Annotated in this window: 11 protein-coding genes; 5 read left to right on the top strand and 6 right to left on the bottom strand. The window is 61.1% G+C overall.

What is annotated here, in order from left to right; genetic code table 11:
• Nucleotides 1-379: 379 nt before the first annotated feature.
• Nucleotides 380-1327 (bottom strand): LysR family transcriptional regulator, encoded by a 948-nt coding sequence (locus tag QMX97_RS29330; protein WP_065908407.1) that lies wholly within the window; start codon nt 1325-1327, stop codon nt 380-382.
• Nucleotides 1328-1447: 120 nt separating this feature from the next.
• Here QMX97_RS29330 and QMX97_RS29325 point away from each other — a divergent pair, with 120 nt between their 5' ends.
• Nucleotides 1448-2965, top strand: coding sequence for a CoA-acylating methylmalonate-semialdehyde dehydrogenase (locus QMX97_RS29325; protein WP_065908408.1), 1518 nt, complete (start codon nt 1448-1450; stop codon nt 2963-2965).
• Nucleotides 2966-2980: 15 nt separating this feature from the next.
• The gene (mmsB, locus tag QMX97_RS29320; RefSeq protein WP_065908412.1) at nt 2981-3868 is read left to right on the top strand and encodes a 3-hydroxyisobutyrate dehydrogenase; all 888 of its coding nucleotides are present in this window, start codon (nt 2981-2983) and stop codon (nt 3866-3868) included.
• A 238-nt stretch (nt 3869-4106) separates the two neighbouring features.
• Here mmsB and QMX97_RS29315 read toward each other — a convergent pair whose 3' ends face one another.
• Nucleotides 4107-4451: a cupin domain-containing protein gene (locus QMX97_RS29315; protein WP_010566207.1), complete on the bottom strand. Its 345-nt coding sequence runs from the start codon at nt 4449-4451 to the stop codon at nt 4107-4109.
• 318 nt (nt 4452-4769) lie between these two features.
• On the opposite strand from QMX97_RS29315, the gene kynB reads away from it, so the two are divergent.
• Together kynB and kynA are read left to right on the top strand one after the other, a co-directional pair.
• Nucleotides 4770-5420, top strand: coding sequence for an arylformamidase (kynB, locus tag QMX97_RS29310; protein WP_282398063.1), 651 nt, complete (start codon nt 4770-4772; stop codon nt 5418-5420).
• On the top strand, nt 5417-6274 hold the full coding sequence (kynA, locus tag QMX97_RS29305; RefSeq protein WP_065908419.1) for a tryptophan 2,3-dioxygenase: 858 nt from the start codon (nt 5417-5419) through the stop codon (nt 6272-6274). Before kynB ends, kynA begins: the two co-directional genes overlap by 4 nt.
• 140 nt (nt 6275-6414) lie before the next feature.
• On the opposite strand, the gene QMX97_RS29300 is transcribed toward kynA, so the two are convergent.
• From QMX97_RS29300 to antA, 4 genes are all read right to left on the bottom strand, one after another.
• The gene (locus tag QMX97_RS29300) at nt 6415-7818 is read right to left on the bottom strand and encodes an amino acid permease (RefSeq protein WP_065908421.1); all 1404 of its coding nucleotides are present in this window, start codon (nt 7816-7818) and stop codon (nt 6415-6417) included.
• 71 nt (nt 7819-7889) lie between these two features.
• Complete coding sequence (antC, locus tag QMX97_RS29295; RefSeq protein ID WP_282398062.1) at nt 7890-8894, bottom strand: anthranilate 1,2-dioxygenase electron transfer component AntC; 1005 nt, start codon at nt 8892-8894, stop codon at nt 7890-7892.
• Nucleotides 8895-9114: 220 nt separating this feature from the next.
• Complete coding sequence (antB, locus tag QMX97_RS29290; protein WP_065908425.1) at nt 9115-9606, bottom strand: anthranilate 1,2-dioxygenase small subunit; 492 nt, start codon at nt 9604-9606, stop codon at nt 9115-9117.
• Complete coding sequence (gene antA / locus QMX97_RS29285; RefSeq protein WP_201145872.1) at nt 9606-10997, bottom strand: anthranilate 1,2-dioxygenase large subunit; 1392 nt, start codon at nt 10995-10997, stop codon at nt 9606-9608. Before antA ends, antB begins: the two co-directional genes overlap by 1 nt.
• 311 nt (nt 10998-11308) lie before the next feature.
• Between antA and QMX97_RS29280 the strand changes: the two genes are divergently transcribed.
• Complete coding sequence (locus QMX97_RS29280) at nt 11309-12301, top strand: helix-turn-helix domain-containing protein (protein ID WP_282398061.1); 993 nt, start codon at nt 11309-11311, stop codon at nt 12299-12301.
• Nucleotides 12302-12381 lie beyond the last annotated feature (80 nt).

Here is a 12381-nt window from a genome sequence, read left to right as displayed (position 1 = left end):
AAATGTGGCAGCTGGCTTGCCTGCGATAGCGGTGTATCAGTCAAGGTTAAGCTGGCTGACCCACCGCCTTCGCAGGCAAGCCAGCTCCCACACTTATTTGCGTCTGACCAAAATCTTGCACCCGCCGCAGCTTCCACACTATTTGTGTCTGACTAAAATCTTGCACTCGCCGCAGCTCCCACACTTATTTGTGTCTGACCAAAATCTTGCACTCGCCGCAGCTTCCACACTATTTGTGTCTAACCAAAATCTTGCATCCGCCGCAGTTCAAATGTGGGAGCTGGCTTGCCTGCGATAGCGGTGTATCAGTCACGGCTAAACTGGCTGACCAGCCCCCTATTATTTTGCAGTGCGCTCGCGGCAACAGCGCGCGCACCCCTTAATCTGCAAACTTGATCTCCCGCGTCTCCCCCATCAATAAGCCCTGGTTCTGTTCCGTCACCTCGCGGATGTAATCCCACAGCAAGGTGATGCGTTTCAACTTGCGCAAGTCTTCCCGGCAATACATCCAGAACTGCCGAGTCAGTGTGATCTGCTCCCCCAGCACCGGCAGCAACCGAGGATCCTGCGCCGCCAGGAAGCACGGCAATATCGCCATCGACCGGCCTTGCTGCGCTGCCACGTACTGGGCAATCACGCTGGTACTGCGCAGGCTGGCGCTGGCGCCGGGCACCACGTTCGCCAGGTAGAGCAGCTCGGAGCTGAACGCCAGGTCATCCACATAGCTGATAAACGGGTGCTCGGCCAAATCCGTGGGTTTGCGGATCGGTGGGTGCTGGTCGAGGTATTCCTGGGTCGCATACAGCTGCAGTTTGTAGTCACACAGTTTGCAGCACACGTAGGGCCCGTGTTCCGGGCGTTCCAGTGCGATGACAATGTCAGCTTCGCGCTTGGACAGGCTGATGAAGTGGGGCAGGGGCAGGATGTCCACCGAGATCGCCGGGTAAGTGTCGACGAAATGGCTGAGCTGCGGGGTGACAAAAAAACTGCCGAAGCCTTCGGTACAGCCCATGCGCACATGCCCGGACAGTGCCACGCCGGAGCCGGACACCTGCTCGCAAGCCATGTGCAGGGTGCTCTCGATGGACTCGGCGTACCCCAGCAAACGTTGACCCTCGGTGGTGAGGACGAAGCCGTTGGTCCGAGATTTTTCGAAGAGCAAAGTACCCAGCGACACTTCCAGTGAGCTGATGCGCCGCGACACCGTGGTGTAGTCCACCGCCAGGCGCTTGGCCGCGACGCTGGCCTTGCGGGTGCGGGCCACTTCGAGGAAAAACTTCAGGTCGTCCCAGTTCAGGGAGCCCAATGATGTGATGTTTTTTTGCATATTGGACCGGCTTTTATGTGCGTTCTTATTAGAGATTTGCACATCTATACTCCAAAAACGCCTCATTCCCAAGGCGATTCACGCGCCTTGTCTCTGCATAACTACAAGATTGGAGACCACATGAACGCATCTGCCGATATTTCCGTGCAACAGGTCAAGCTGCTGATCAACGGTGAATGGGTCGAGTCCAAGACCACCGAGTGGCACGACATCGTCAACCCGGCCACCCAGCAAGTGCTGGCCAAAGTGCCGTTTGCCACTGCCGATGAAGTGAATGCCGCCATCGACGCAGCCCATCGCGCCTTCCAGACCTGGAAGTTGACCCCGATCGGCGCGCGCATGCGCATCATGCTCAAGCTGCAAGCCTTGATCCGCGAACATTCCAAACGCATCGCCGCAGTCCTCAGCGCCGAGCAGGGCAAGACCATTGCCGATGCCGAGGGCGATATTTTCCGTGGCCTGGAAGTGGTGGAGCACGCGTGCTCCATCGGCACTCTGCAAATGGGCGAATTCGCTGAAAACGTCGCCGGTGGCGTCGACACCTATACCCTGCGCCAACCCATCGGCGTGTGTGCCGGCATTACCCCATTCAACTTCCCGGCGATGATTCCACTGTGGATGTTCCCGATGGCGATCGCCTGCGGTAACACCTTCGTCCTCAAGCCGTCCGAGCAGGACCCGCTGTCGACCGTGCTATTGGTGGAGCTGGCGCTGGAAGCCGGCGTACCGGCCGGCGTGCTCAACGTGGTGCACGGCGGCAAGGATGTGGTGGATGCGCTGTGCACCCATAAAGACATCAAGGCCGTGTCCTTCGTCGGTTCGACCGCCGTCGGTACGCATGTTTATGACCTGGCCGGCAAACACGGCAAGCGCGTGCAGTCGATGATGGGCGCCAAGAACCACGCCGTGGTGCTGCCGGATGCCAACCGCGAACACACCCTCAATGCGCTGGTCGGTGCCGGTTTCGGCGCAGCGGGCCAGCGTTGCATGGCCACCTCTGTGGTGGTGTTGGTCGGTGCCTCCAAACAATGGCTGCCGGACCTCAAGGCGCTGGCGCAAAAACTCAAGGTCAATGCCGGCAGCGAGGCCGGTACCGATGTCGGCCCGGTGATTTCCAAACGCGCCAAGGCGCGCATCCTCGAGCTGATCGAAAGCGGTGTGAAAGAAGGCGCCAAGCTCGAGCTGGACGGCCGCGACATCAAGGTGCCGGGCTTTGAGCAAGGCAACTTTGTCGGCCCGACCCTGTTCTCGGGCGTGACCACGGACATGCAGATCTACACCCAGGAAATCTTCGGCCCGGTGCTGGTGGTGCTCGAAGTCGCGACCCTCGACGAGGCCATCGCGCTCGTCAACGCCAACCCGTTCGGCAACGGCACCGGTCTGTTTACCCAGAGTGGTGCGGCGGCGCGTAAATTCCAGAGCGAAATCGACGTGGGCCAGGTCGGCATCAACATCCCGATCCCCGTGCCGGTGCCGTTTTTCAGCTTCACCGGTTCGCGTGGCTCCAAGCTCGGCGACCTCGGCCCGTACGGCAAGCAAGTGGTGCAGTTCTACACCCAGACCAAAACCGTCACCAGCCGCTGGTTCGACGACGACACGGTCAACGATGGCGTCAACACCACCATCAACCTGCGCTGATTCCGGGAGACGACCATGAAGATTGCATTTATCGGCTTGGGCAACATGGGCGCGCCCATGGCCCGCAACCTGATCAAGGCCGGCCACGCGCTGAACCTGTTTGACCTGAACCAGGCCGTGCTCAAGGAATTGGCCGAGCTGGGCGGCACTATCAGCGATTCACCCCGCGATGCGGCGAAAGACGCCGAGCTTGTGATCACCATGCTGCCGGCGGCCGCGCATGTGCGTAGCGTGTGGCTGAATGAAGACGGCGTACTCGCTGGTATCGGCCAAGGCGTGCCGGCGGTGGATTGCAGCACCATCGACCCGCAGACGATCCGCGACGTAGCGGCTGCGGCGGCCAAGCAAGGTGTGGTCGTGGCCGACGCTCCAGTCTCCGGTGGCACCGGCGGCGCCAGTGCCGGCACCCTGACCTTCATGGTCGGCGGCACCCCTGAACTGTTCGCCACCCTGCAACCGGTGCTGGCGCAGATGGGGCGTAACATCGTGCATTGCGGTGAGGTCGGCACCGGGCAAATCGCCAAGATCTGCAACAACCTGCTGCTCGGAATCAGTATGGTCGGCGTCAGCGAAGCCATGGCGCTGGGCGATGCGCTGGGGATCGACACCCAAGTGCTGGCCGGCATCATCAACAGCTCCACCGGACGTTGCTGGAGTTCCGACACCTACAACCCATGGCCGGGCGTGATTGAAACCGCGCCGTCATCGCGCGGCTACACCGGTGGCTTTGGCGCTGACCTGATGCTCAAGGACCTTGGCCTGGCTACCGAGGCGGCACGTCAGGCCAAGCAGCCCGTCATCCTGGGCGCCGTGGCCCAGCAGTTGTATCAATCGATGAGCCAGCGAGGGGAGGGGGGCAAGGACTTCTCGGCGATCATCAACAGCTATCGCAAACCCAAGTAGAGTGCTGAACCCGCTTGTCGCGGCAAGCGGGCTTTCCGTGGCCTGAGGACTTTCGGTGACAAGCAGACTTTCCGTGGCGAGCGGGCTTTCTGTGGTGAGCGGGCTTGCCCCGCGTTGGGCTGCGCAGCAGCCCCATCAGAGTCACCGAATTTCTGCAGTCAGAACCCGGCGCCAAGCTCAGGTGCCGCTACGCACCCCAACGCGGGGCAAGCCCGCTCACCACAAATAACGTGGTCGCTCACGCAAACACAAAATACTTACGCACCGTCTCGACCACTTCCCACGTCCCCTTCATCCCCGGTTCCACCACAAAGATATCCCCAGCCCGCAAATGGATCGGTTCCAGGCCTTCTGGGGTGATCACGCAGTAGCCTTCCTGGAAATGGCAGTATTCCCACTTCACGTATTCCACGTACCACTTGCCTGGTGTGCAGATCCAGGTGCCCATGATCTTGCTGCCGTCTTCGCTGGTGTAGGCGTTGAGGTTGACGGTGTGCGGGTCGCCTTCGAGTTTTTCCCATTTGCAGGCATCCAGGACCGGCAGGGGGTGGGTGTCGCGCAGTACGGTGATGGGCTTGGACATGATGACTCCGAGGCAGTGAATGCAAAGATGCACCCTAAGGCCTCGGGCGTCGTGCCAGTGGTCTGAACTCGACATCGGGATGCCCAGAAGCGCAAGTCCCGCGCAATACAAAACCCTGTAGGCGCCGGCTTGCCAGCGATGGGCCTCGTAGGAACGCCATCGCCGGCAAGCTGGCGCCTACATTTGCAATATCCAATCACAAATACGGCAATTCCTCGCAGTAAGTACGAAAGAAATCCCGCCTGGCGCTGGAATTCGCAAGAAAATTCACAGCTGGCCCTCGTATCATTCACCCCAGTAACCGCCGAGAGCCTTGAAATGAATCCAATAAAAACGTGGTGGGACATCAGCCCGCCCTTGAGTACGGCGACCCCGACCTGGCCGGGCGATACGCCGTTCCAGGAAGAGCGCGTCTGGCAGTTCGGTCCGGAATGCCCGGTGAATGTCGGGCGCATTACCTTGTCGCCGCACACCGGTGCGCATGTCGATGCGCCGCTGCATTACAGCGCGGACGGCGCGCCGATTGGCGAGGTGTCGCTGGATGTCTACATGGGGCCGTGCCGGGTCCTGCATTGCCTGGGCAGCGGCGCGCTGGTGCAGCCGCATCAGTTGGAAGGGCGTGTGGATAACCTGCCAGAGCGCGTGCTGTTGCGTACTTATCCACACGCGCCGCTGACCGAATGGGATTCGAATTTCACCGCCATCGCCCCGCAGACCATCGAGTTGCTGGCGAGCCTCGGCGTGCGGCTGGTCGGGATCGACACGCCGTCCCTCGATCCGCAGCAATCCAAGACCATGGATTCGCACAACGCCGTGGCCCGTCATGGCATGGCGATTCTTGAAGGCATCGTGCTCGATGACGTACCGGAGGGCGACTATGAATTGATCGCGCTGCCGTTGCGCTTTGCCAACCTCGACGCGAGCCCGGTCCGCGCCATTCTCCGCCCGCTCAAGGAGCCCACGCGATGAGCCAATGTCCCTTCTCTGCTGATTACCAACCGCCGGAAGAATGGCATAACGCCGAGCTGAATTTTTCCGAGTCCATGAGCTATGGCGACTACCTGGACCTGGGCAAAGTCCTCAGCGCCCAGCACCCGCTGTCGCCGGACCACAACGAAATGCTGTTCATCATCCAGCACCAGACGTCTGAGCTGTGGATGAAACTGATGCTCCACGAACTCAAGGCCGCCCGCGAACATGTGCGCCTTGGCGAGTTGCCGCCGGCGTTCAAGATGCTGGCGCGGGTGTCGCGGATTTTCGATCAACTGGTGCACGCCTGGGCCGTGCTGGCGACGATGACGCCGTCGGAGTACAAGGCGATCCGTCCGTTCCTGGGGCAGTCGTCGGGGTTCCAGTCGTTCCAGTACCGCGAGATCGAATTTATCCTCGGCAATAAAAGCGCGGCGCTGTTGCGTCCTCACGCGCATCGGCCGGAGTTGTTGAACGAGTTGAAAGTGGCGATTGCCACGCCGTCGCTGTATGACGAGGCGGTCAACCTGATGGCCAAGGCGGGCCTGGCGATTGACCCCAAGCGCGCCGAACGTGACCCGACGGCGGCCACGGTTCACGATGAATCGGTGGAAGCCGCGTGGCGTGAGGTGTACCGCGACCCGAGCCGGTATTGGGATTTGTATCAGTTGGCCGAGAAGTTCATCGACCTGGAGGATTCGTTCCGCCAGTGGCGCTTCAGGCATGTGACGACGGTGGAACGGATTATCGGCTTCCAGCCCGGTACCGGTGGTACTGAGGGCGTGGGGTATCTGCGCAAGATGCTCGACACCGTGCTGTTCCCCGAGCTGTGGCGAGTGCGTTCCACGCTATGAAAAAAGCCCCGGATAACCGGGGCTTTTTCATTTGGAATGCAATCAACGGTGGGAGCTGGCTTGCCGCGATGCGGTGTGTCAGCCACCACAGCCATCGGCTGACCCACCGCCATCGCGGGCAAGCCCGGCTCCCACAGGTATCACTGTGCGTTGACTGGCGCGTTACTTCTGCGCACCCGCATCCGATACGCGATGTAGATAATCCCCACCCACACCGGCATCGCATACACCGACTCACGAATGCCAGGGATCGCCAGCATCACGCTGACGATCATCAGCATGAACGCCAGGCACAGGTAGTTGCTGAAGGGGAACCAGAAGGTCTTGAACGACGGCACCACGCCTTGCTCGCCCATGGCCTTGCGGAACTTGATATGGGTGATGCTGATCAGCGCCCAGTTGATCATCAGCGAGGCAACCACCAGCGCAAACAGCAACTCCAGCGCACTCTGGGGCGCCACGTAGTTGACCACCACGCACAGCATCGTCACCAACGCCGAAATGGCCAGGGCACGCAACGGCACGCCTTGTTTGTTGAGCTTCATCAGCGCCTTGGGTGCATCCCCCTGCTCGGCCAGGCCGAACAGCATGCGGCTGTTGCAGTACACGCCGCTGTTGTACACCGACAGCGCCGCGGTCAGGACCACGAAGTTGAGGATGTGCGCCGCGGTGTCGTTGCCGATCAGCGAGAAGATCTGCACAAACGGGCTGCCGCTGTAGGCATCGCCCGACGCGCCGAGGGTTTGCAGCAATTGGTCCCAAGGGTACAGCGACAACAGCACAGTCAGTGCGCCGACGTAGAAAATCAGGATCCGGTACACCACCTGGTTGATCGCCTTGGGGATCACCTTGCGCGGCTCGCTGGCCTCGGCGGCGGTGATGCCCACCAACTCCAGGCCACCGAACGAGAACATGATGAACGCCATGGACATCAACAGCCCCATGCCGCCATTCGGGAAGAACCCGCCGTGGCTCCACAGGTTAGTGATCGAGGCCTGCGGGCCGCCGGTGCCGCTGAACAGCAGGTAGCAGCCGAGCACGATCATGCCGACGATCGCCACCACCTTGATGATCGCGAACCAGAACTCGGCTTCACCGAAGAACTTCACGTTGAGGGTGTTGATCAGGTTCACCGCGACAAAGAACACCAGCGCGCTGACCCAGGTCGGAATCTCCGGCCACCAGAACTGGATGTACTTGCCCACGGCCGTGAGTTCGGCCATGCCCACCAGGACGTAGAGCACCCAGTAGTTCCAGCCCGCCAGGAAGCCTGCGTAACCGCCCCAGTATTTGTGCGCGAAGTGGCTGAAGGAACCGGCCACCGGCTCTTCGACGATCATTTCGCCGAGCTGGCGCATGATCAGGAACGCGATGAAACCGGCAATCGCATAGCCGAGGATCATCGACGGTCCCGCCGACTTGAGCACGCCTGCCGAGCCGAGGAAAAGCCCCGTGCCAATCGCCCCTCCCAAGGCGATCAGCTGAATATGCCGGTTCTTCAAGCCCCGCTTGAGGCCTACCGGGTTAACCATGTCATCCGCCATTAACATTCCCTTCTACTTGTTTTTCTCAGGGTTGATTGCACGCCGCACCAGCCCCTCAGAAGTGCTGAGGGTCAGATATTACTCTGCGTGAACTTTTCGTAATACAACTGAACGCCATCAAGTGCCTGATCTGCCAGCCATTGCTGGATGGATTCGACCATTGGAGGGGGGCCGCACACGTACATATCTGCCGATCTGTCCCGCAATTCGGCCAGGTCGAAATGTTCGGTGAGGTAACCGCGCTTGCCGGGCCACGCCGGCGATGGGTTGCTCAGCACTTCGGTGTAGCGAAAATCGAGGGTGGAGGCGTATTGGTCGATGCGTTCGGCCTCGCACAGGTCCTCGGCACTGCGTACGCCGTAATACAGGTGTACCGGTTGGTCACAGCCGCTGGCAACCAGTTCATCGAGCATGCCCAGCAAGGCCGACAACCCGGTGCCGCCAGCGACCAGCACCAGCGGCTTGGTCACGTGACGCAGGTAAAAAGCGCCCAGCGGCGCTTCCATCAAGAGGCGGTCACCTACCTGGCAGTGCTCACGCAGGTAGTTGCTCATCACGCCGTCGGGCAACAGGCGAACCAGGAACTGCAGCTGATTGCCGGGCCGGTTGGCGAAGGAATACGAGCGCCAGCTGTCGGTGCCGGGAACGGACAGGCGCGCGTACTGGCCGGGCAGAAAATCCAGCGACGCGTCCAGCTGAACCTGCAGGATCGCCGTGCTGGCGGACACCAACTGCACCGCGCTCACTGTGCCTTGCAGCTGTACCGGGCCGGGCGCATTGCACAGGCTTGAATCAAAGTCGAAGTAGAACGTCGCGTCGGATTGCACCCGGGTCTGGCAACTGAGCATCTTGCGTTGCTGCAGGTCGAGGCTGGAGAGGGCTTCCTCGTCCACATAATCCTGGGTGTACTCGCCGGACTCGCAACGGCCCTGGCACGTGCCGCATACGCCTTCGCGGCAATCCAGGGGGATCTTGATGCCGTTGCGCAGCGCCGCATCCAACAGGATCTCGTGGGCGCCCACCGGGAAAAACAGGGTCTTGCCATCGGCGAAGCTGAAGGCCACTTTGTGATTCATGTGTTGGTCTCCGCAGAGTCATGAGCGTGTCGAGTGCGCCTGTCGTGGCGAGCGGGCTTGTCCCGCGTTGGGGCGTGCAGCGGGTTCTGGTCCAGGCACCGTTGTTTGACTGACGAAATGCGGTGACTATTGGGGCCGCTGCGCGCCCCAACGCGGGGCAAGCCCGCTCGCCACAACAAGCCCGTTCAGCACAACAATCCTGCTCGCCATGAAGGCGCGTTTAGAGGTGATAGAAATCCAGCACCGAGTTGATGGTGTCGTTGAGCAGCAACGCGTGCTTGCGGGTGATCAGCCAACTGTCGCCATGGGGTTTGAGGCGGTAGGTGGCGTGCCCGTAGAACTGCTCCGAGGTGGCCAGGCGATAGAACAGCGTGTGCCAGTTCAGGCGTACTTCCAGCGTGCCGTCCGCCTGCTCGTTGATGCGCACGTTATTGATCAGGTGCAAGGTGCGCGGCATCGGCGTGGCGGATGCCGCCTTGCCGGTACGCAGGCGGAAGACGCGGTCCTCCAGGCCCGAACGGTTGGCGTAGTAGATCAGCGACATCTCGCGCTTGGGGTCGCGGGTGTAGACGTGTTCGGAGTCCCATTGCGGCAGATGGAATTCACTCTGGGGGTCGAACAGCTCTACATAGGCGTCCCAGTCCTGGGCATCGCAGAGCTCGGATTTACGGTAGAAAAACTGCTCGATCTGGTACTGCAATGGCGCGCTCATCATTTCACCTCCCGCAGTTTCAACGCGTGTCGATCAAGGCCGTCGAGCAGGAACTGCTGCCAGTTGCGGTGCTGGTTGACGTACAAGCCTTCGTGGGTGAATTCGGTGCCGGTCATGGCCGGCTGGATGCCGATAGCCTCGCTGTTCGGCGTCGGGCCGGTCTCCCAGCGGTGGCTGCCGCGCGAGATGTCGCTCCAGCGCTCCAGGCGGCCCTGGAAGCCACGCTGGGCTTCGCGGAACTCCACGAGGTCGTCCGGTGTGCCCATGCCGGACACGTTGAAGAAATCCTCGAACTGGCGGATGCGGTTCTCGCGGTCGGCGTCGGACTCGCCCTTCACCCCCAGGCACTGGCTGATGATCTCGGTCTTGTTCCACGCCACCGGGCGGATGATGCGCAGCTGTGAGCTGATCTGGTCGAGGAAGAACAGGCTCGGGTAGATGTTCAGGTTGCGCAGGCGGTGCATCATCCACTCGGCTTTTTGCTGGCCGTGCTCTTCGACTAGGCGCGGCATGATCGTGGCGTAGCCGGAGCGCACGCTGGGGTTGGGCATGTCGCTGAACAGCACGCTGTGCCCGTTGTTGAAAGCGAACCAGCCGTCATCGGTATTCGCGTCGCCGGAACCGAGCTTGCTGTAGTCCAGGGTGCTGGCGGAGCCGCTGCCGTTCTCGGTATTGACCTGCTGGCGATGCTGCACCGTGGCCACGTAGTTATAGTGCACGGTGCTGACGTGGTAGCCGTCCAGGCCGTTTTCGTTTTGCAGCTTCCAGTTGCCGTCATAGGTGTAGGCGGACTTGCCCGGCAGCACTTCCAACTCACCGGTGGCGGACTGCGCGACCATCATGTCGAAGAACACTTTGGCATCGCCCAGGAACGCTTCCAGGCTGTCCGTGCCGTGCACGTCCAGGCTGATGAATACGAAGCCCTTGTAGCTGTCGATGCGTGCCTTTTTCAAACCGCGCGTGGCCTTGTCGAAACCTTCCGGGTATTCCCCCGGCGCCTTGACCTTCACCAGCCGGCCGTCACTCTTGTAGCACCAGGCGTGGAACGGGCAGGTGAAGGTGGACTGGTTGCCCTTGCCAACCCGGGTCAGGGTGGTGCCGCGATGCTGGCAGGCGTTGATCAGCGCATTCAGTTGGCCTTCGCCGTCGCGGGTGATGATCATCGGCTGGCGCCCGGCGCGCATCGTCACAAAGTCGTGGTTATTCGCCAGTTCGCTTTCGTGGCAGGCGTAGATCCAGTTCTTCTCGAAGATCAACTCCATCTCCAGGTCGAACAGCTCCGGCTCGGTGAACATGTCGCGGGCGATACGGAACACGGCATCGGCCGGGCGAAAATCCAGGCAGCTTTCGATAAAGCTTTTCCATTGCTCGACGCTTCTTGCACCACTCATGGGAGGCACCTTTTGATAATGGCTAAACAGGTGGGCCATTAAGAGGCTGCGACGCGGCGCGGGGCTATCCGGTTAATGGGCAAAGGCAGGCCGCAAAGTTGGGCAGCAAATACCCACGGCGGTGCAGGGCGGTGACGTGATGCGCTACTGTCTTGCAAGGTGAGGGTCGAAAAAGCCGGCGGCTTATCCACTTAGTCGACGGTTGCTATCCACCCAGTGGCAATACGGCTGGCGTGGCGTAAAACTTGCTGTCGATCAACCAGGACGCGCCGTCAGAGCGCGCCGGCCACAATTGCCGTGGGTGCCCCGTGATGAGTAGCAATACACGCGATATACGTATCGAGCGTTTCGACCTTGAAGGCGCCTGCAGCTGGATGTCCGGCATCTGCGGGCCGCACCGGCTGCAAACCGCGACGCCGGAGCGCATCCGCTTTCACCACAGTGCCAATGTGTTCAAGTCCCGCGCCACGACGCTGGGGATTATCGAATACGGCACCGACGTCACCATCGATATCGAGGACGCCGAGCACTTCAGCAGCTACAGCCTGACCCTGCCGCTGGTGGGCGAGCAGGAGCTGAGCAAGAACGGCAAACGGCTCATGTCCAACCGTGACCAGGGCGTGATCATCTCGCCCAACGAACATCAGGTGCTGGAAATCTCGGGCGACTGCCGCAAGCTGCAGGTGGTGATCACCCGCGCGGCCATGAGCGAGTCGCTGGAAGGCTTGCTGCAACGGCCGATTGAGGCGCCGCTGCGCTTCGAAGCGGTGATGGATGCAGTCGACGGCGCTTCTGCGTCGTGGTGGCGCATGGCGCGGTATTTCATCGCCGAGCTGGAGCGCAGCAGTGAGCTGTATGACCAGGCGGCGTTTACCCGGGACCTGGAAAGTTCGCTGATCAAGGGCTTGATCCTGGCCCAGCCGAACAACTACTCCGAAGAGCTGCGGGACATGCTGGGCGTGAAGCTGCCGCACTATTTGATCCGCGCCCGGCAGTACATCCAGGACAACGCCCGCGAAGCGGTGCACCTGGAGGATCTGGAAGCGGCGGCCGGGGTGTCGCGTTTCAAGCTGTTCGACGCCTTTCGCAAATACTTCGCCCTGTCGCCCATGGCCTACCTGAAGAAATACCGCCTGGGCGCCGTGCGCCAGCAAATCCTCGAACACGGCTCAACCCACACCATCTCCGAAATCGCCCTGGGCTGGGGGTTTACCCACCTGGGCCGATTCTCGGCCGAGTACCGCAAGCTGTTCGATGAATCCCCCAGCCAGACGTTGCAACGCAAGCGCCTGCGCAGCTTCTGAACCCGATGAAACGCACAGTGTGGGAGCTGGCTTGCCTGCGATGGCGGTGCAACATTCACCACCGCCATCGCAGGCAAGCC

Source organism: Pseudomonas sp. PS01298 (assembly GCF_029959745.1).
GTDB lineage: Bacteria > Pseudomonadota > Gammaproteobacteria > Pseudomonadales > Pseudomonadaceae > Aquipseudomonas > Aquipseudomonas aylmerensis.
Note: the sequence above shows the minus strand (reverse complement) of the source record. Positions and strands in the feature narration are given on the sequence as shown.